Source organism: Paenibacillus sp. FSL H8-0175 (genome assembly GCF_045040615.1).
In the GTDB taxonomy this organism is placed as follows: Bacteria; Bacillota; Bacilli; order Paenibacillales; family Paenibacillaceae; genus Paenibacillus_AQ; species Paenibacillus_AQ odorifer.
The window spans coordinates 4,484,161-4,505,001 of the sequence record NZ_CP150299.1; the positions used below are offsets into that span (position 1 = coordinate 4,484,161).

19 protein-coding genes are annotated in these 20,841 nt (G+C 42.3%); 4 read left to right on the forward strand and 15 right to left on the reverse strand.

Annotated features, from left to right (window positions below; genetic code table 11):
* Positions 1-58 precede the first annotated feature (58 nt).
* On the reverse strand, positions 59-919 hold the full coding sequence (locus MHH46_RS19970; protein ID WP_305953988.1) for a CAP domain-containing protein: 861 nt from the start codon (positions 917-919) through the stop codon (positions 59-61).
* 240 nt (positions 920-1,159) lie between these two features.
* Here MHH46_RS19970 and MHH46_RS19975 point away from each other — a divergent pair, with 240 nt between their 5' ends.
* Entirely contained in the window at positions 1,160-2,149 is a 990-nt protein-coding gene (locus MHH46_RS19975; RefSeq protein ID WP_076127253.1) for a ketoacyl-ACP synthase III, read from the forward strand.
* A 25-nt stretch (positions 2,150-2,174) separates the two neighbouring features.
* Here MHH46_RS19975 and MHH46_RS19980 read toward each other — a convergent pair whose 3' ends face one another.
* Positions 2,175-2,756 carry a LysE family transporter gene (locus MHH46_RS19980; protein WP_076190707.1) on the reverse strand — a complete coding sequence of 194 codons (582 nt, stop codon included), beginning with the start codon at positions 2,754-2,756 and terminating at the stop codon, positions 2,175-2,177.
* A gap of 114 nt (positions 2,757-2,870) precedes the next feature.
* Here MHH46_RS19980 and MHH46_RS19985 point away from each other — a divergent pair, with 114 nt between their 5' ends.
* Complete coding sequence (locus MHH46_RS19985; RefSeq protein WP_076190704.1) at positions 2,871-3,425, forward strand: helix-turn-helix domain-containing protein; 555 nt, start codon at positions 2,871-2,873, stop codon at positions 3,423-3,425.
* A gap of 77 nt (positions 3,426-3,502) precedes the next feature.
* Here the strand turns inward: MHH46_RS19985 and MHH46_RS19990 are convergent, their stop codons facing one another.
* Both MHH46_RS19990 and MHH46_RS19995 read right to left on the reverse strand, forming a co-directional pair.
* A complete protein-coding gene (locus MHH46_RS19990; protein WP_076190702.1) occupies positions 3,503-3,709 on the reverse strand; it encodes a hypothetical protein in 207 nt (68 codons plus the stop codon).
* Complete coding sequence (locus MHH46_RS19995) at positions 3,693-4,382, reverse strand: copper amine oxidase N-terminal domain-containing protein (protein WP_076190699.1); 690 nt, start codon at positions 4,380-4,382, stop codon at positions 3,693-3,695. Before MHH46_RS19995 ends, MHH46_RS19990 begins: the two co-directional genes overlap by 17 nt.
* A gap of 254 nt (positions 4,383-4,636) precedes the next feature.
* Between MHH46_RS19995 and MHH46_RS20000 the strand changes: the two genes are divergently transcribed.
* Positions 4,637-5,263 carry a glycoside hydrolase domain-containing protein gene (locus tag MHH46_RS20000; RefSeq protein WP_076190697.1) on the forward strand — a complete coding sequence of 209 codons (627 nt, stop codon included), beginning with the start codon at positions 4,637-4,639 and terminating at the stop codon, positions 5,261-5,263.
* 668 nt (positions 5,264-5,931) lie between these two features.
* Here MHH46_RS20000 and MHH46_RS20005 read toward each other — a convergent pair.
* Together MHH46_RS20005 and MHH46_RS20010 are read right to left on the reverse strand one after the other, a co-directional pair.
* On the reverse strand, positions 5,932-7,758 hold the full coding sequence (locus MHH46_RS20005) for a M56 family metallopeptidase (RefSeq protein ID WP_076190695.1): 1,827 nt from the start codon (positions 7,756-7,758) through the stop codon (positions 5,932-5,934).
* On the reverse strand, positions 7,758-8,147 hold the full coding sequence (locus tag MHH46_RS20010; RefSeq protein WP_076143756.1) for a BlaI/MecI/CopY family transcriptional regulator: 390 nt from the start codon (positions 8,145-8,147) through the stop codon (positions 7,758-7,760). The genes MHH46_RS20005 and MHH46_RS20010 overlap by 1 nt, the downstream gene beginning before the upstream one ends.
* A 273-nt stretch (positions 8,148-8,420) precedes the next feature.
* Here MHH46_RS20010 and MHH46_RS20015 point away from each other — a divergent pair, with 273 nt between their 5' ends.
* On the forward strand, positions 8,421-8,810 hold the full coding sequence (locus tag MHH46_RS20015; protein WP_076127262.1) for a hypothetical protein: 390 nt from the start codon (positions 8,421-8,423) through the stop codon (positions 8,808-8,810).
* 137 nt (positions 8,811-8,947) lie between these two features.
* Here MHH46_RS20015 and MHH46_RS20020 read toward each other — a convergent pair whose 3' ends face one another.
* The 9 genes from MHH46_RS20020 to MHH46_RS20060 all read right to left on the reverse strand — a co-directional run bounded on the left by MHH46_RS20020 (position 8,948) and on the right by MHH46_RS20060 (position 20,836).
* Positions 8,948-9,823 (reverse strand): amidohydrolase family protein, encoded by an 876-nt coding sequence (locus tag MHH46_RS20020; RefSeq protein ID WP_076104960.1) that lies wholly within the window; start codon positions 9,821-9,823, stop codon positions 8,948-8,950.
* Positions 9,810-12,980: a GNAT family N-acetyltransferase gene (locus tag MHH46_RS20025; protein ID WP_076190693.1), complete on the reverse strand. Its 3,171-nt coding sequence runs from the start codon at positions 12,978-12,980 to the stop codon at positions 9,810-9,812. Before MHH46_RS20025 ends, MHH46_RS20020 begins: the two co-directional genes overlap by 14 nt.
* A gap of 252 nt (positions 12,981-13,232) precedes the next feature.
* Positions 13,233-14,408, reverse strand: coding sequence for an MFS transporter (locus MHH46_RS20030; protein ID WP_076190691.1), 1,176 nt, complete (start codon positions 14,406-14,408; stop codon positions 13,233-13,235).
* A gap of 179 nt (positions 14,409-14,587) precedes the next feature.
* A complete protein-coding gene (locus tag MHH46_RS20035; RefSeq protein WP_076182929.1) occupies positions 14,588-15,607 on the reverse strand; it encodes an LCP family protein in 1,020 nt (339 codons plus the stop codon).
* 30 nt (positions 15,608-15,637) lie between these two features.
* A complete protein-coding gene (locus tag MHH46_RS20040; protein WP_076190689.1) occupies positions 15,638-16,759 on the reverse strand; it encodes an FtsW/RodA/SpoVE family cell cycle protein in 1,122 nt (373 codons plus the stop codon).
* A 138-nt stretch (positions 16,760-16,897) separates the two neighbouring features.
* Entirely contained in the window at positions 16,898-17,431 is a 534-nt protein-coding gene (locus tag MHH46_RS20045; RefSeq protein WP_076190686.1) for a hypothetical protein, read from the reverse strand.
* 90 nt (positions 17,432-17,521) lie between these two features.
* Positions 17,522-18,907 carry a HAMP domain-containing sensor histidine kinase gene (locus tag MHH46_RS20050; protein ID WP_076190684.1) on the reverse strand — a complete coding sequence of 462 codons (1,386 nt, stop codon included), beginning with the start codon at positions 18,905-18,907 and terminating at the stop codon, positions 17,522-17,524.
* A 3-nt stretch (positions 18,908-18,910) separates the two neighbouring features.
* Positions 18,911-19,615 (reverse strand): response regulator transcription factor, encoded by a 705-nt coding sequence (locus MHH46_RS20055; protein WP_076190682.1) that lies wholly within the window; start codon positions 19,613-19,615, stop codon positions 18,911-18,913.
* A gap of 138 nt (positions 19,616-19,753) precedes the next feature.
* Positions 19,754-20,836, reverse strand: a complete 1,083-nt coding sequence (locus tag MHH46_RS20060) for a Gfo/Idh/MocA family protein (RefSeq protein WP_076190679.1) — start codon at positions 20,834-20,836, stop codon at positions 19,754-19,756.
* Between the last annotated feature and the right edge of the window lie 5 nt (positions 20,837-20,841).

Here is a 20,841-nt window from a genome sequence, read left to right on the forward strand (position 1 = left end):
CCAACAGCCACCTTTAGCTTATTAGGACACCCCTGTTAAGTTTATTACGTTACTCGCTCTAACCAATAAATTCTTGAACCCACTCGCTGTTATAGTAACCTATTCCAATTTCTGTGAAGCTGCTATTCAGGATGTTGGCACGATGACCAGGACTGTTCATCCATTGGTTCATTACTTCTTCTGCGCTCGACTGACCTTTGGCGATATTTTCCCCTGCTGAATTGTATGAGATCCCGAATGCTTTCATCATATCAAACGGAGATCCATACGTAGGAGACTGATGGTCAAAATAGTTATTGTCATACATATCCTGCGCTTTAGCCAAAGCCATTTTCGAAAGTTCGCTATTTAAGCTAAGAGGCTTCAAGCCTGCATTCGTTCTTTCTTTATTCACCAGATCCAATACTTGCTGTACCGATTGGGATGTATTGGTGGATGGTTGTGGATTTGCAGACTTCTGTGGGACAGCAGAATGTTGCGGATTTGCAGAATATTGTGGTTTGGCCGATTGCTGCGGATACGTTGTTTGATCTGTTGTGCTTCCTGTAGGTGGATTGGTACGGATGAACCCATCCAGCCATTTCGTTACATCGCCAGGAACTTGTTTAGTCTTAATTGTTGAATTCCCTGCATTCTCCGTGGAAATGGAAGATGCTTGCGTTAAAGTTGAACTTGAGGCAGTTTTACGAGCATGATTGTCAACCTTCGTTTGTTGAGTTGTCATTTGGTTGTTGGCCGAGTTATTACCCGAACAAGCAGTAACGAGTAATAGCGCTACTATTACGATAAATGGTTTAATAAGAACCCCTCCTGATTTGGCAAAGTAGTGACTTAATCGAATAAAGTTTTTGTAAAGTACCCCTGATTTATTCATCCCTAATTCAAAAATATAAAAAGCAAAAAAGTCCACTCGCAACATGGTTGCTGTGGACTTAATCTTAGTGGATATTTTAGATGCGTCGATATAGTTACATTTATAGTAATTTATAGAATTTTTTACTAATTAATGTTATGCTTTGTTAAGATCATAAAGTATAACATCAAATAAGATTTGGACAAACAAGCTTATAGAAATAAGCAGGCGTTGTTAGGTTAATAGATACTTTTAGATTACTTAATGTAATGTGATTGCAAAATTATTACAAGGAGTGATCATGCTATGTTAGAAGGTATCTCGATAAAACAAGTCTCCATTTATTGTCCTGAAAGAGTGATTAACAACCAATATTTTATTGACCATTTTCAAAAGCAAGGTATAGATATTAAGCGGATTCTTAAAAAGACAGGCAGAAAAAACCGCCATGTTATTGAAGGAACGAAGGAGAACTCGTTGACGATGGCGATTAATGCCGCTCAACAGGCAATTGATGCTGCATCATTGAAATCTGCAGATATAGACCTGATTCTTTTTTCCAGCTCAACTCCGGAATATTTATCACCTACGAATTCATTGCTTATTCACAAAGCTATCAAAGGTAAAGATGATACGCTTTGCTATGACTTGAATGGTAATTGTATAGGAATGTTTATTGCGGTTGAACAGGCTGCTCGTACTTTATACGATGATCCTGATAGAGATAGAGCGTTGGTTATCGGTTCGGATTTTTTAAATTTATGGGCTGATCCTTCACATCCAATAACATATTCAATTTTTGGCGATGCCGCCGTAGCCCTCATTTTAGAAAAAGATCATTCAGAGAGTGGATTAATTGACGTAAGGTATCTTTCGGACAGCCGTTTTACAGAAGAAATTGTGTACCCCGCTCAAGGATTGGCTAAGTCTTTGCGTGATGGGGCTGAACACCGCTACTTACACTGGGGGAGATTCAGCGGAATAGACAGTGTACGATTTGCGGAAGCATCTATTGTTGAATTATTGAACAAACATCACCTAACATTCGAGGATATACAAGTTTTTTGTTTTTCACAATTTACATTGGCTAATATTAAATTACTTCAAGCTAAGCTGAACCTGGATCAACATAAAATTATTTATGTAGCCGACGAATATGGCTATACAGGCACAAGCAGTCCCTTTCTGGCCTTATATTGTGCTATTGAACATGGTTTGATCAAACGTGGCGACAACTTATTATTTTGGACATTGGGGTCAGGTTATCAAGCCGGTTCAATGTTATGGCGTTATTGACATGGGGCTCCATTCATTCATTCATTCATCCTATCACTATCGAAACTCCACAATACACTAACAACAATCCCATCAGTATATTAAATTGACTTCTATATTTAGATATCATTTTTTTGAAAAGAGAACCACATAAACACCAACTAAAAGTGCCCATAAAACCGATGAATGCTAAGACTATAGAGTAAATCAATAAGCTAAAATAGGAAGAATGAGAGGTAAGAATAAATGTAGATGTAACTGTGATTCCATATAATATCCCTTTAGGATTAATAAATTGTAAAAGCATACCCGCAATAAAACTGTTGTGTTTATCGCCACTTCCATCACTTTCTTGATGTTTACTTGTAATAATTTTAAATGCTAAATAAAACATGTAGACTCCGCCTATCACAGCCATAATAGATTCAATCTTAGGGATAAAATTGATCAGAAGTATATTAAAATAGCAACATAACAATATAATCACGAAAAAACCTGTGCCCACTCCTAAACAAAATCTCATTGTTTTTTGTAAACCAAACTGGTTTGCAAAAGTCATTGCCATAATGTTATTGGGTCCCGGAGTAAAGCTAGCCACAAATGCATATAAAAACAAAGAAACAATCACTGAATTCCACCTCGTTGTATGTTATAATGTATTTATCAGACGCTATAACGTCCTTATGTGCGTTTTATTGTATATCCTGGTCGTTATAAAGTAAATAGGAATAGGAGAATTACCGTGGAAGAGATAAATCAAATCATTGCGGAGAATATAAAAAAGATTAGAAGAAGTAAAGATTTAAGCCTGGAAAAGGTGGCAGAATTAACAGGAGTAAGCAAAACAATGATTGGTCAAATCGAAAGAGGCGAATCAGCACCTACCATTACAACCATTTGGAAGATCGCCAATGGATTAAAAACTTCATTTTCTGCGCTGATAGATTACCCAAAGCCTGACACAAGAGTCGTATTAAGAAATGAAATTCAGCCACTGCTTGAAGACAACGGAAAATATCGGGTGTATCCCTCTTTCCCATTTGATGAAAGCAAACGATTTGAGGGTTATACAGTGGAGATAGACGAGGGTGGATACCATGATGCCAATCCACATATGGAAGGAACTGAAGAATTAATCACTGTATTTGATGGTGAATTGTCTTTGCGTGTCGATGATAATGAATATCTATTAAAATCTGGTGATTCTATCACGTTTAACGCAGACAAACCCCATGTATATTATAATCCAGGACAATCATTGACCCGTTTAAGCATGATCTTATATTATTCTAGTTAGCAAAAAAACCAAGGTTCTTAAACCTTGGGATCAAATCTTACTATGATAACCTGCGGAGATAACGCTCAGCCTCCCCATTATGAACCGTCCAGCATTAACTTATAAACCTTACCGTCTTTTGCATATTCATTATTAAAAAGCAGGGCATCCCCTTCTCTTTTCAGGAATTTCAGATTGTCTCCAAAAAAAGGAAGGTCGTTTGTTTCGGCATATTTTTGCTGCTCTACGTCAAGAAGTGCCTTGTACAACAATGTTTTGGCACCTGTTTTACGATCTATCATCATGAGGAAACCTTGCTGATTGGACCGAATCAGCAGAAAATCTTGGTTCTCCGTAAACATCTGTTACGGTCAGATAGATTAGGCCTTTCGGCGTCTTCTGAAAATCGAACTGAACAGCATCGAATAACTGCGAACCAAGGTTCGTTAGCAAGCGAGTTTGTCCTGCGGAATCTGTTAGATATAAACCCCCTGTTTTTTTATCCACTGTATAAGTAGATCCAGCAAATTGTGCGCTGGCACTAGCATAGTTCAATAGCCCAGTTGCTGTATATATCCTCTTCGTCGCATCCCAGCTGACCGTTGTTCCTCCTAATGAATTTACAAGAAAACGGGCAGGTACATAGAGTTGACCATTAATTTCAAAAGGAACACCTTCTACACTTACCAATTTACCATCAAGGACCCCCTGTTTACTTCCAATACGAACGGCTATCTTTTTTCCCCATCCAGTAAACTCCGCTCTTTGATGCGATTTATCCCATACAACCTTAAGTCCTGCCGCTTCCCAGTGACTGGCTGAAACATAAGTAATCCCATCCTTTACTAGTGCAGCGCTCGTACCTTTCCCGCCTCCATCCATAATGAAAGTGAAGTAAGCGGGCAATGCCGCATTCGCAACTGGAGCAGCAAGCAATGATGCAACAAGTATTGGAGCTAGCAACCATCTTTTATCCATATCTTGATCAACCTCCATGTTAGAAAATCATAAATTCTTCATAGGGTATAGACGCAGTTTAATTTCAAAGGTTCCTAGAAGTTAACAATAATAGTAAATTCTAAGATCAAAGTCTCTCCTTCTATTCATCCTCTCATCTGCCTCTTTTTCTCTCATTTCGTTGTTCCCCCAAGAATCTGTGAAAGTTTTCTCATAAATTGATAGGGAGGTTGGCGCCAAACCTTAAACAAAAAAATTGAAAGAAGGCAATTACAATGGCTTTAGGTTGTGATACAGCTACAAATGTAACAGCAGCAAGATTAACTACACTTAAAAATAATAAATTCACATTCGTTTGCCGATATTTGAATCGCGTCGAAGGATACCAGGATGGTCTCACCTCAGCTGAGATTACACGGATTTCAGATGGGGGATTATATATCATATCCCTTTATCAAATCAGCAAATCGCTCGATCATTTTACGAAAGCCAATGGGGTTAAAGATGCTGAAACGGCTGTAGGATTAGCAAGTGATTTGGGACAAACCAGCAGCACTCCGATTTATTTTGCGATAGACCGCGATATGACCTCTACCGAAATCACAAACAATATAGTACCTTATTTTCAAGGCATAAAATCAGTGCTAGACAGCAGTACTAAAAATTCCAAAGGTTATAAAATGGGTATCTACGGATCACGAGCAGTCTGCTCTCATATTCGAGGCACTAATTCCGCCACAACACGTTACACCTTCATCGTAGATAATGACTGGCAGGGAACCTTCGAGGATTGGAACCTGCGACAATATAATTTCAACACTGAGGTAGGAACAAGCACTGGCAAAATCAACGTAGACTATGTAGAGTCCTCCTCACATAGCGGTGGAGGCTGGAAAAAGTAATTTATTCCACTTTTATCGGTGACGAGGCGTCGTACGAAAGCAGATTATGATAGATTCAAATAAAGTCTCGTTATTATAAAAATAGTAAAAAGACAACCAGGCATGGATTATCCGATTAATGGAGAAGCTCTGCCTGGTGTTTTTGGTTTGTAGCGGTTTGTTTAAGCAGATAATCATAAATCGTAGCTATCCGATTTTAATGTCTTCTTTGGGCAACCCTCGGAGAAAAATACGCAGAATTTTCCAATTCCCAGCCGAATTACGATCGAGCATCCATTTCGCACTGATAGCAGCTTGCTTTCCTCACTGACAGCCGCTTGCTTTCTTCACTGACAGCAGCTTGCTTCCGCTATCCTCTCCCCGTATATTTTATCGCTGTAACTTTATGCAACCTATGAGATAACTGCACTTTATACACTTATTTCGTCTGTAAAAGGCTAACTTCTCACTTTAACTGTATTCTATACAATTAAAAATCACAGTTATCAGCTTTAGCGGCAAATAACTAAAAAATAGGTGTACAAAATACAACTATCTTCATGAGCGAGTTTTTCGAGCGAAAATAGCTGTACAAAATACAATTAAAAGCCGCTACATATTATATTCGTCCGCTCTCCGTATAAAAAAGGGGCGAGATCTTTGTAGATCACCCCCTGCTCCACTTGCTTCTATTTAGAATCGCCTATTTGATCATATGCTGGATCATACGTCCACTTCAGGCCGTTGTCCATACTCGACAGATAGATGGTACCTACAGTGTTGCCCTCTTTGCTGAGCAGAATAGGATACAATCCTTCTTTTCCATTAAAAATAGGTGAAAGCGGCGTTTTTTGATATTCATTAAAGGTTTCCGGAAGGGATACCACGAGCTTTTCCCATGACTGCCCCTTATCTTTGGTCCAATAAATAACAGGCCCATTATCTTCATAATATCTGAACCCTAAGAATCCGATATCCTTGTTAGAAAACCCTGCCCCGGCTAAACTTTCCGCGTATAAATCGTTAGGATTTCCAAGCTCCGTCCATGTCTTCCCGCCGTCAGAGGTCTGGTATACATAATTTAATGAGCGTCCCACACCTGCAGAACCTCCGGAGACGATCCATCCATTTTGTTTGTCAGTAAACCCGATGAACTTGGCGTCATAACCCTTGGCACCTGCAATGTTGTAGTTATTCCACGATTTCCCCATGTCATCACTGATTAATACATGTAGAGGGGATTCTTTACCATCCGCAAATCCATATACAATTGCAGTTTTGTCCTCGGAGATATAAAATCCGGTATCCGCTCTCCCCATCCCCATTTCTGTTCCAGTCGTATCAAGTTTTAAAGGCGTTGGCGCTTGGATCTCCCCTTTCCGATAGGAGACAGAGACCTTACCATCCTCGTCCATGGAATACGCATTCCCAGCGTCATGCACAACCACTTGTTCTCCACTAGAGCTGTAGGAATAAATAGTACCTGGTTTGAACTCGGTATCTGAAGATTGGCCGTTTAGGTTCGTACAGGCTGCTAGCACTGCTGTTACACCAACCACCATTAAGACCGCAAGAAATGCGCCTACTCCATTTCGTTTTTCTTTCATATTTAAAATACTGCCAAATCGCTGCTTCATCGAGTGTTTTCCTCCTGCAAAATTCGTTGATAAAGCTACATGCCGAGTAGCATTACTTTGCATAACCGATAAAATGGCTTCGCAGTATTTCTTTCGATATGCCGCATTTTGCTTACGTACAACGGTGTCATCACAATAAATTTCAATTTCGCGGACAGCTTCGCGTGCCATGAACCAGACCAATGGATTAAACCAATGCAGTGCCTGCACAATCAGTAGCAGTAGCTTATATATGATGTCATGCCTTTTGTAATGGACCAGCTCATGTTTTAAGATAAACTCCAGTTCTTCGTCACTATATTGATCATGCGGCAAGAATAGTGTTGGCTTGTAAAAACCCATTAGCATCGGATTCGGAACTTTACTGCTTATCAGAACCGCAATGGCGGTTGTTACATGCATTTCTTTAGCGACTTGTTTGAGCTTGGCGAACATATCCTCTCTCTGAAGAGGGCTGCTCCAACGTAACACCTGTTTCCTGAAAAAGAAATAACTCAGCAAATGATACCCTATAAAAAGCACAGCGCCAGTAACCCAGATGTAAGCTAAAATATTAATTATAGAAGTGATATGGCTTACATCCCCTGTCTGGACCGGCTGAGAGATTACTGGCGTATCCGCCTGCAAATTCTGGGACACTGAGCTTTGAAAGACAGTTGCTATGGCCTGACCTTCGGGTAGCTGAATCGCCACAGGAGGATTGGTAAAGGAAAAGTTGAATGGCAACAATAATCGCAAGGTTAGGATCAACCATATCCAATAGCTCAACTTAGCCGAATAATGTTTTCTTAACAAGGGAGTTAATGTGATTAAGCCGATAATAACTAAACTAAGGGTCACAGAAATAACCAGAAAATCTGTAAAAAGACCTGTTATCATCAGGATTCCTCCTTATCTACTCTATCGAGCAGTTCCCGCAACTCAGCAAGATCGCTTTTATCAATCGCCTTCCCGTTGTATAAGGACATCACCATATCCTGCACAGAGTTGCCAAACAGCTTTTCAAGTGTAGACTTCCCTTCGCTCTCTTTATAATCTGTCTCAGAAATTGCAGCGAGATAACGGTTGCTCCGCCCTTCTTTTTCGCAAGATAGAAAGCCCTTTTCAACCAGCCGTGACAGCACTGTCATCAAAGTAGCAAGCGCCCACTTACGTTTATCCCCCAGTTGATTCAAAATATAAGAGGAGCTAACCCAACTCTCGGCTCTCCAAATCACCAGCATAATTTCCAGTTCAGCATCTGGCAAGCGTTTGATTTTGTTATTCATCCATATTTCTCCTTGTTATACATTTGTGTAATACATTCATTATACAAACGTGTAATTAAAAAGCAAGCACATTATTTCTAAAATATGTATACATTCTTAGACGTTTATTATTTTAATAAAGGTTTCACAAGTCCAGTAGCAAATAATAAATAGAACCCTAGGAATTTTTATAAGATTCCAACAATGATAACCAACGCACACTCAGCTGAAATTTATAACTATTTTGGAAACTAAGTGATTGGTCTGCATTATTCTTAAGTAAGGAGGTAGGTTATGAAAAAATTTAGTATTCTATCATTTTCACTGATAATTTTACTAATTTTATTATTTGTATTAGTCAGACCCACGCAAAAGATCGTAAGTGTCAATCTTGCATCCGAAACAACAGAAATTACTTATACTGACCGTGAAAGCCTTCAAATCTTCGAAGATGCTATAAGAACTGTAAAAAAAGTACGCGGGTCTGTTGATGTGGGTGAACCGACTTATCGAATGACTGTTACTTACGCTAATTCAAAGGTGGCCGGATTCAGCCTTTATATGGATTTTAAAACGAAAGATGGTTTCCTGATTAAAGCTAGCAATAGCGAAAAGATGCTGGATTTAAGAAATAAGAATTCGGTTGAGCTAGCTGATCTGTTAAGTAAAGAAAAGGAAGATTAAAATTTGGAAACTCAATCTAAAAATAGGCATGGTCATCATACAAATGTAAAAACAAGCCATCCTTTAGTACTAACTAAGGATGGCTTGTTCGTAATTATATTATTTTCCTGCGCTTCAGATATACTGTCCCGCTCCGCTCAGAGCGCTGCAATTCTCTGCTGGATGCGTGGGAATAATGCAAAGGCATTCTCATAAAATACTTTCTCGTGGTGCTGCTCAGGCACAAGCCGGCGGACGAACTCCGCATACAGGTCAATAGGCGCGAGTGGCCAATCGGTACCGAACAACATTTTTTCATAGTGATCAGAGTACACCAACGCCCGGCGAAAATGATCCATAAACAGGGGTTCATTCATGAACCGCTCAAAATGAGGCCGATCACCAACAACGAGACCAGACAAATCGGCATAGACGTTCGGATTCTTGGCGACCACTTCGGCAGCATCCATCACCCAGGGATCGCCTAGATGGCAGATCATAAAGTTCACGTCGCGCCGTTGGAACGCCAGTTCGTCCACGGTAAGCGGATGCGCATACTTAAGCAATCCATTCATCGAATACGTATCACCGGTATGAATAACCACAGGCGTGCCGTACTTGGCTGCCAGCTCATAGATCGGCGAGTAGATTTTGTCATAAACGTAATGATGATAGTACCCGGCATAGAGCTTAATACCAGCTACCTCAGGAGCTTGCAGCCGTGCCTCAATTCGGTCCAGCTCATCCAAAGCATCCTTTCCTCCGAGCATATTTGGATTAATACCCACGCATTCCATTAAGAATGGCGGTACACTGGCTTCCAAGTCGAGACCCATCGGATTGGGAGAGGCAGAGTCAGGAAAGGCTCCCTTCGTCTGCTCCGTGACCCCCATTCCAATGCCGAGAACAACGTCGTTCTTGTCAAACTCCGCTTTGAGCCCAGCAGCTGTGTAATCAACTTTGGAGAGGTCCAGTGCTGTCTGATGAAAGCTATCGATGTCCGACAGATGAATGTGAATATCAATGATTGGCATTTATAGTCTCCTTTTTGTCAGAAGCACTAGCAAAGGTCACCTTCATAAGATTACGAACTACCTCTGGATCCAGAGTGAGCTCTCCCATGATCATGAAGGTCGGCTGTGTCCAAGCGGTTTCTCCGTTCAGTAGTAGTAGATGGTGATTCACACCATATGTGAATACCTTATTGTTCACGTAAGACATAGCTCTCTGATTAGGATAACTATGCACCACATGCAGCATGTCTTTACGCGAAGTTGCACCGATTCGGATAAGCCCCTTGGATTCCAGATGGGCTTCGACCTTCCCGATAGGGAAGTTGCCTTCCTCTGGGAGCTCCATCCAGCCTTCCGAATAGATTGGTGAAGGCTTAAAGTAACTATCCTCGGATAGCGAATAATGCGGCAGCGTCATTCCACTTTCATTGGTTACTGAAATCAACACACAGAGCACAGGAACTCCGGGCAGCATGAGGTAATGCTGATTGATCGTGATCCCCCGGTTTGCTTCCTGCTTCTCCATCGAAGTGGTCAGTCTCAATCCCTTCCAGACGTTGCCGTGATCATCCATCTGCTCCGTCCAAGCTGCGCTTCTTGGCTCCTGCAACCGGCTAAATCCGCCTATGCCAGAAATACCCACACCGAGTCCACCATGCCAAGGATTCCACCAGGAACGTGGTTCAGCTTTCGGAAAGGTGCTGTCCAGCCACTCTTCTCCTTGGTGCTTCAAGGAATGCACAACGCTGCCGAAATCAGGAGCAGCTGCAATAGATAGAACTCCGTTGCTCACTGTGTAAATGGGACCCTCAGGTCCTTCTTCTATCCCACAAACAACGCTTGTTTCCGTTTGTGGAAACCAGAGGCCTGTTCGCTCTTGAATGCGATCCTCACCACGATAGACGACCCGGACCTTACGGCCAGATTCGTTGTGTTCTGGTGATTCTGTATCCTCAGTAGAGAGTTCAAAACCAGCGGAGTGCAAATTTTGTCCTCTTTGCAACTCCATCTCAGCGACACTTTGCTCCTCTTCTCCATCAGCCTCTACATACAATTCAAGGCTTCCATCAAGCGGTGTCATCTTTCGTTCGATTAGCTCGGCATGAAGTGCCCCTGCCGCAAAAGGATTTCCACCGCCGAGCGTTAGCTCAAGATGGTCATCCAACACCGGTATGACCGAATTCTGCTGTTTTAGGGCAAAGGCGCGGAATTCCGACCACTTAAGGAAGGTGTTAAGAGCAAACACCATAGTTTTTGTCCGTACGACATCTCCAGCGGAGATTCGGCCAAGATTATGCTCCAGCCCAAGCGGGTATTCCGGACGAAGCAATTTTAGCGAAGGATCCCAGCAGATTCCGCATGTGACGTTCTCTTCCTTGCAGAACAACCAGTTCTCCGTAATTTGTGCACTGTCCCAAAGACTTGGATCGCCTGAGTAAGCGTCGCCCATGTCCACGTATTGGCCCTGATATGGTAAGATGAGCTGTTTACCGAAAAAGCCGAAATTCGTCAACAGATACATGTCTTCTTCCAGGATATCACTATTGGTATTGCAGACCTCGCTATAAAACTCAGCGATTCCGTTGGCAAATAGCTTAGCCACTCTTTTTATCTCAAGACCCGGAAATTCTTCCGACTCGTAAAGAGCTTCGAGAACCTGACTCTCCCCTTCAGAATAGATCTTTACCTCTTTGGCCTGTTTCTTAGAGAATTCTTCTGCGAATGGCTTGCCTAACTTCGGATGGGTCAACCAGAAATTATGGCTCGAGCCGGGATATTCAATCCACATTCCATTGTCGGTATTATTAAGATGAATAGAGTAGGCGCCATTCACCGCCACCCACTGATCCCCGTTTTCCCCACCAAAGCGGCCATTCGTTCCCTTCATTAGAACGGATAGCTTGCTGATAAAGGTGACTGCCTTCTCTCCAACCGGAACGGCCGTTACCTCAATAGCCTGTGAATAAAGACCGTATGAATTTAGGGCAAAGGGTACTTGAATAGAAGCCTTACTCTTAGCTGGAACAGTAAAGCTTACTGTACGATCCGCCCACATCAGGAATTCGTCTTCGGGCAAATCAAAAGAAAATTCTGCTTCTGCAGCAAAATTATTCTCCACATTAAGGTACAGTTCCGAAGGAAGACCCAGATACAGTTCCCGGTGTGGCAGCGCTATCTTCATTTTGAGTGGAAATTTAGGAGCAACGCCAATGCGGAATTCCGCACGCTTGCCACCGATGATCCACTTGCTCATAACAACGGGGTGTGTCTTCTTATCGTTCTGCTCTTCCCGAACTGAATCAAGCTCAAAATCACCTTCCACGATAACCGTTTCACCTGGAGCGAGTATTCGCGCAGCAGATAGAGCAAAACGGATATTTTTATCGTTCTGGCCTTCGATCTCAATGGCCAGCTCAGACGTCGAACGATTCTTGATGCGATAGCGAATCTTGTAGGTCGAACCAAACACAAGATCATGATCATCAATTTCCGTAGAGATTTCATAGTCTGGTGTATCAAGAGCGGTCAGACCGCGGCCAGTCTTCTCGAATTCCGCCCGCAAGGAGAGTTCTCCCTTTTGCCAAGTGTAATCAAAGAAATCAAAGCCACGCTCCTGCCGGCCATCTGGCTGAATGGGAAGTTCACGGGTACTGTCTGCATACCAATCCAGTTCTTCAAAATAAGGAGCAAGTGCTTCCGTTTGCAGTACTGTTGGAATGAAATTCATCAGATGGACGTAATCTTCATTTTTCTCCCAAAAAAATCCGCATTTCTTATACATCGGTACGGCTTTCGTATTACCTGCCCAAGTGAACAGATCAAGACGTGGCCAGCCCGCTTCTATTGTTTGGCGAACAGCGTTCAGAATCAGATTGCGGCCAACCTTGTATCCGTGATAATCGGGGCGTACATTCAATAGCGGGACATACAAAGCCCCTTCATCTTGACGGTAGTGGGCGAAGCTGCAGAAGCCGACTACCTCTTTGCCATCAACGGCAAGAAAGGCATTAAGATTGGACGAGATCTCCATCTCACGGCGCACACTGTCCTCAGTTCTTTGATTGGTGCCTCCGCCCCAGCTTTCGTTGCTGCGGTTCCACATTTCTGCGACTGCCCCAGCATAAGAAGAATCGTATTCGATAATGCGGATTTGTTCCGCTGTAGTATTTACAGTCATGCTTTCATCTCCTTATTCCTCAAAAAAATATGAGTATGTATTCGTATAAAGTTATTGTGGATAACCTCTCTACAACATATTGAAATAACTCCTACGAGTTCTTATTATACTATTAACTGGAAGCTCAATACGAGGTAAAAAACTCTTTCTCCTTATTTTCTACATAAACTCACTGCCAGCAGAAAGCTACAAAAAAAGCTGTCGAGTCACCCTCGACAGCCTGAAGCTGCTCCTAAGAGGAGCCTTTCTTCTTTAACAATTCTCCACACGATCCGCCGCTCTTTTCTTCATATTAGCGAGACCTACAATACATATCAGCAGTACGCAGATAGAATAAGGAAGCGCCATATTAACGGTGTATAAGGCCGTACCTATAACTGGCCCTATGAATGACCCGCCCCCTTGCAGGGCCGCAATAAAGGAAGCAACGCTTCTTTGCTCATGGTCTTGAACCGCCATTGAAGCACCCGCACTGTAGCCGAGCAGTGTAAAGCCGATGCCAATACCCAAAAATGTAAAGTCTACATACGCAAATCTGATGAACAATAACAATCCCAGCAAGCCTAAGGCAACAAATAAGAGTCCTACGAGCAGCACTTTTTTAGGATGCCATTTGAGATACTTACTGATTACAATTTGCGAGAGCACTACCATTATTCCCGAGATCGCCAGCCCCATTCCAATTAACTGAGTGGCTTGCTGAGTACTGTAACCCAAGCTATCCTGCACAAAAAATCCGATAGTAACCTGCACGATATTCAGAGCAAACGAAAGCAAAAGTCCAATCCATAAATAGAGGCGTATCCGTCGATCATTGGGGGAAAGTGAAATCGCCTGCCGCTCAATCTCAATATTCTTTTCTTTAGGAATAAACACCAGAAACAATATAGCCAAGGTGAACAATAAAATAGCGGCCGCGTACATTGGTGAGGTCAGGCCCAGTGAAGCCATTCCTCCACTCATTGCGGGTCCCACTACGAAACCAAGACCGTTGGCCGCACCAAATAATGCCATTCCTTGTGTACGGGTTTCTTTTGTACTCCAGCCCATAACATAAGCTTGTGCTAATGCCGGAATTCCTCCAAAGAAAAAGCCAGCTATTGCGCGAAGTAAAAAGAAACTCCAAAACAGACTCTCTTTACTCTGTGCATTTACTGCATAATCAGCCAATAGTGCAAAAATGATGAGTGTGGCCATATAGACGAACATAATCGAAGCAAGCAGCCACTTTCGGCTCATAAACGTTTGTTTTTCCCAGAAATATCCCCCGAGCAGCCAACATAACCCCGCCACCGATACTAAACATCCTGATTGAAAATCACTCAGCCCCAAATTTCGCGCAAGCGGACCAATAATCGGATTAAAAGCAGCTATTGAGATCATTCCTGTAAGTACGATTAGAAACATAATACCCCGTCTGTATTTCATAAAATTCCCTTCTCCTCTCAAGTAAACCAGAAACAATATACGATTCGTTATAATCGCTGTGTTTATGGTACTATGCATGGAAGTCAGGCCTCTACCTCTTGGCGGATTACTTTACTGGTTAGCGGGATTTATAGTAGAACAAACAAAAAAACCTGCTCTTAAGAGCAGGGTTATAGATGTTAATCCACCGTTCCAACATTCTCCAAGTGTAATGAGCTTTCGGAGCTGACGCCTGCTTCCGTACTCAGAGTAGTAAGTGCTTGTTTTAGATCCTCTTTATTCACATAGACATACGGGCTCTTCCAAAGAGATTCTACATGTAAGGAATTAATATGCTCTGGTTTAAGTTTAGGGAAGTTGAATAACCACTGCTGCAGATCTGCTTGAGGAATATCCGTCTTCACATTTTCACCAATGATATCCAATACATTTCCCCATTGGGACACACCTTGGAAGTTTCCTAGCTTATCCAGAATCTGCTTGATTACTTGCTGCTGCCGATCATTACGCTGGAAATCGGAGGATTCAGCCGTTCCTTGATTCGATTTACGGTACCGCACAAAATCAAGAACTTGTTGGCCATCCAGTTTCTGCAAGCCTTTCTTTAAATCGATGTGTGTACCATCTGCCGTATCGGTATATTTCATATCCATATCGACATCTATAGTCAGTCCGCCAAGCAAATCCACGGTCTCCTGCAACACATCAAAATTCACCACAACCATGTGATCAATCGGCAGACCGAGCAAATTGCTGAAAAACTCTTTTGTATTCGGAATAGCCTCTGTTTTGTCTTTTATGTAATGATAAGCATAATAATAATTGGCTTTACGGGAAGGTAACGATTTAGGTTTTAGCAACAAATCCCTGGGTAAAGATAAGAAACTCGTCGATTTCGTGTCCGGATTGAAGCTGACAAGCATCAGAACATCGGTATTCATTACCCCACCGCCACCGTCCCGGCTATCTACCCCGGCAAGCAGAAAAATCATAGGTTCAACCGATACCGTCTCCTTTTTTTCCTCTGGAGCAGCAGTGGGTTGTACGGTGACTGGAGCTGCCATACGCTGTATCGCATCATCCGTCTTTTTGTATAAATACCCTGCATATACTCCAATCCCTATAATAGTTGCGCCTAAGACAAGACCAATGCTCGTCAGAATTTTACGGGTTGTTGTCCACTTGCGTTTGTTAGACATAATTTCCTCCACTCAGTTCCAATAGCTTATTCAATCAGCGCTTTCATCCTTATGAACTTTAACACTTAGCACTATGCCAATCGCTATCATATTAGTTAGCAACGAGCTGCCTCCATAACTAATAAAAGGTAATGAAATCCCCGTTAGGGGCAGTAACCCAATATGCATCCCAAGATTAACGGAAACTTGAAAGATGAACATAGCGATAAACCCGGTGACAATATAGGTACCCGCACGGTCCCTACTATCCAGCGCAATAAAGATCATTCGGTACACGAGCAGCAAATAAAGCATCAGCAGCACGGATGAACCTATAAAACCGTATTTTCCCCCGATGACTACGTAGATCGAATCGGAATACGCATATGGAATATATCCTTTTCGCAAAAAAATACCTTCACTGCCCGATAATCCCCCGGAGCCAATGGCTAACATTGCGTTTTTCACATGCCAAGACTTATCTGGATCGCTCTGCGGGTCCAAAAAAGCTTGGATTCGTGACAGTTGATGGGGCTCGACAATCTTGGATAACAGGTCGAAGTTAGCATAATACAGCCATAGTATCGTGCCGATCGAAATAATCACAACACCAAGGATCAGAATCATATATAGAGCACGGATGTTACCAATCCACAGCATACTAAGTAATATGCCAGCAAATACGAGTGCTGTACCCAAATCGGGCTGATCCATTATTAAAATGAAAGGAATTAAAAAAACGAAACAGACCGGCACTAAATCTTGAAAAAATCGCAGCCGCTGGCCCTCTCGTGTACCTAATAGATGAGCAATGAGCAGCACCGTACATATTTTAGCCAGCTCGGAGGGCTGAAGCTGAAAGCTCCCAATACTTAACCAACGCACAGCACCATTGAGGTTTTCTCCAACCAGCTTGACTAGTACTAGTAAACCTAGCCCCACGCCATAAAAGAGATAGGCTAACCTGCCTAATAGAATCTTATAATCTACCAAAGCAATGAATAACATGGGTAGGCAAAATAAAGCAAATAAATACAAATAACTTATGTAAAGACCGTCTAACCGCGTATCCGTAGTCGCTTCATAAATAGCAACAGTACCCATGCCAACTAAGCAGGTGGTGAGAAAAAGTACGGATCTGTCCAGCTTTGCAATTTTGGTAGAGATAAGCATTTACAACCTCTATTTAATTTCTGTAGTTTTCTTGTTGTGTAGGGGATATATACATGAAAATGGGCATTATAAATAATCCGCTGAGCACTTTTACTTCTTTTTTCTCAATGAAGCGCTGCGGATGATTAGGTTAAATGATTACCTCAGATCATATTTGCCCTGATACGCCTTCTTCGATAACAGCTTAAGTTTATCTTCACTTAGCGTATAAATATCCATACCATTACCTGCCTCACCCAATGACCAGCCCAGTGCAAGCTCGTTATGGCCATCTTCATCAACATCAAAGAATCCGGCATAATCTAGACCATACCCAAACCCCTCAACCTCGGAAATCTTCTGCCAAGCTTCATTTTCCTGCCTCAACAACATTGCTTTTATAGTGTATCCTTTGTTTTTACTGTACTCATACACAACTACAGCTTCGTCGATTCCGTCTCCATCCATATCGCCAAAGGAGATGGCATTATCTTCTTGTCCCTTCATCGGAGTTATCAATTGAGCTTTGTCTGGAAGGCACTTAATAAATTCCTGGCTCGTTTTGTCTCGCTGCAGATTTGCTTCTGATGATGGAGGTTTAATCAGCTCTCCGGGTGTCGCCGGGACTCCGCATCCTCCGAGCAAAAATAAAGTTGTCAACAGGGTACCAATTTTTATGAATTTGCTCGGCATTTGGATCATCGACTCCTCGCTTGTCCGCATATATAGTATTTTATCTGTGAAAGAGATGAAAGTGGTTATGAAATAGTTAAATTTGAATTCTTATTCTATCGGTAAGTCAAATTGGACAATCGTTCCTTTGCCTAAAGTGCTACTTATTCGCAGCTCTCCATGATGCAATTTAATGATCTGTTCCGAGATGGACAATCCCAAGCCACTGCCCGAAGCCTGTTGATCCCCTTTGTAGAATTTTTGCCGCACATTCTCTAAATCCGTCTCTGCGATGCCTGAGCCTGTATCCTCTACAGAAATTACGACTTTCCCTGGAACCGTATGAGCGGTGATAAAGATTCGACCTGATGAACCAGTAAATTTGAGTGAATTATCAATGAGATTAATCATGACTTGCTTCACACGATTCTCGTCAGCTTGAATCACTGGCAGATGTTCTTCTATTTTCACATCTAGTGAGATGCCTTGTCGGGTCGCTCTAGGGGTAAGTTGTCTGCCGATATGCTGCAGCAGTTCTGTTAGATCCACAGATGTGAAGTGAACGGCGATTCTTCCGTTATCCAACTTGGAGAAATCCAACAATTCATCCACCATATGAGTTAACCTGTCACTTTCGGATTCAATAATATCAAGCCCATCATAAAACAGAGGTTGATTACTCACCTCACTCGCCTTTAAGGTAATTGCCCAACCTTTGATCGAGGTCAAGGGTGTTCGCAGTTCATGGGATACGGAAGCGATAAAATCATTCTTAAGCTGTTCACTCTTGGAGATTCGGCTTGCCATCATATTTAACGTATCCGCCAATGAACCAAGCTCATCTTGATAGCGCTTATGCACTCTGATGCTGAAATCACCTTCGGTCATCTGGTCTGCTGCCTGCTTCAAATCTTTAATGGATCTGGTTATGGTCCAAGACAGTAATAATCCAAGTAAGGTGACAATGCCAATGACGATGATCCCCACCCCGATCAGTAAAACCGTAATCTGTTTAACTGTATGTATAGTTTCCGTTAAGGACGTAATAAATCTGACTCCCCCCATGATGTTTCCATTCGCTTGTAAAGGATAGGATACCGCGTAAATCGCTTCCTCTGTGTTAGGGTCCGCACCTTTCCAACTGCCGGGCTGCCCTTTTATTGCTGCTTGCACATCTATGTACTCAGTCATAGTCAGATCGCCTTGAAGTCCATTTGAATCCTGCAACAGCCGGCCTTCAACATTAATAATCTGTACCTGTGCATCGGAATGACTCGCAAAACCCTTCAGTAACCTATCCGATTGTTCCTCCAGATCCTGGTCCCCAAAGTATTGCTGAAAAAAAGAAGCCGATAGCTCTGCTTGATTCATCAGGGTTTCCTCTATGTTATGAAAATAATAATATCGCACAGATACATTAAGAATGATTTCAAGAATGAGCACAGTAAGACAGATGACTACAAAATAGCTTCCTACTAATCTTTTCTGAATCCCCATTCTTCAACCATCCTTTCTAAAGCGGTATCCGAGCCCCCATACCGTCTCAATCCAAAGCGGATTAGAAGGATCAACCTCAATTTTCTCTCTTAACTTACGCACATGAACATCTACCGTCTTAGGATCTCCAATATAATCCTCTCCCCAGACAAGATTCATTAATTCATTCCTAGAGAGTGCTGTATCCGGATGCTCCAGAAAGGTCTTCATCATCTGAAATTCCTTCGGAGTTAATTCAATGCTGTCATCCTGCTTAAACATCTTGTTTGCATTCAGATCCAGCCGAATCGGTCCAGCTTGAAGTATCGTTTTTTGCGGCTTTAGAGCTGATTCTGTACGGCGCAAAATAGCTTTAATACGTGCTACCAATTCTAATGGATTAAAAGGTTTAACAATATAATCGTCAGCACCCATTTCAAGGCCATTGATTTTGTCCAAATCCTGTCCACGTGCGGTTAAGAAAATGATGATGACCCCAGCGTCTTTCTCTCTTAGCTTTCGGCATATTTCGAACCCATTAGAATCAGGCAACATGATATCCAGAACCAAAACATCTGGACGGCTCACCTCAAAGCTCTGCAAGGCTTCTTCTCCACAAGCAGCTTCACTAACCACAAACCCGTTATTCGTTAAATTTATAGATATAAAACGTCTAATATTATCGTCATCTTCCACAATAAGCACATGATTACGATCAATAGTATCCACGATTTCCACCCCTATTACCCAGAGTCTAAACAAGTAAAAAAACAAAAAAACTCTCCCGGTAAAGAGAGAGTCTTGTCTCAGATCCCTATAATTAAATCACAAGTGGATATTACTCTAAATCGCTATAGTTGTCAAAATCTAATCCAGATACACAGCCTTGCCGGTCTGCGCCGATTCATAAATAGCTTCCAATATTTGCGAAACAACAAAAGCCTGTTCAGGAGTTACAACCGGGTCCTTATCCTGTTCAATCGCTTCAATCCACTTTCTTAATTCTATATCCGGAGCACTTTCAGCTTTTCCTTCATAATAGGCAACGCCGCCTGCCCCAAGCTCAATTTTATTAGTGTACAGCTTGCTGAATTTCTCTCCGTTAATTCTAAGTCCGTCCTTCATATCTGCGCCTGCTTCCGTCCCACTTAAGCTGCATTTCGCTTCATGTACGTCTAGTGAATTCAGAGCCCAGCTCGCTTCCAGCATGATTGTTGCGCCATTCTCCATTACGACCATTCCAAAGGCTGAGTCCTCCACGGTGAACTTTTTAGGGTCCCACGGTCCCCATGCGTTGGCGGCTTCTTCTTTTTGTGAAAGTTCATGATATTTAGTGCCAAGCACGACTTTAGGTTTATAGTTATCCATCATCCAAAGGGTTAGGTCCAGCGCATGAGTTCCGATATCGATAAGCGGACCGCCGCCTTGTTTCTCTTCATCAAGAAATACTCCCCAGGTCGGTACGGCTCTCCGTCTGATGGCATGTGCTTTTGCAAAATAGATATGACCAAGCTCTCCGGACTCACAGGCTTTTTTCAAATATAAGCTGTCTTCTCTATATCGGTTGTCATATCCAATGGTCAGCTTCTTGCCTGTACGTTTCGCTGCTTCAACCATTCGTTTGGCATCTGCCGCTGTCTTAGCCATTGGTTTTTCGCACATCACATGTTTTCCGGCTTCTAGTGCAGCGATTGATATTTCCGCATGGACATCATTAGGCGTAAGCACATGAATAATATCAATGGATTGATCTTTTAATAGTTCAGTGTAATCCGTATAGACAGTAGCTTTATTATTTCCGTATTTCTCCGCTGCTTCTTCAGCACGTTCTTTAATAATGTCACAAAAAGCCACGATCTCAACCTTACTTTGTCTGCTCAAGCTTGGAAGATGTTTGCCATTCGCAATACCACCACATCCAATAATCCCTACACGAAAAACCTTACTCATATCCT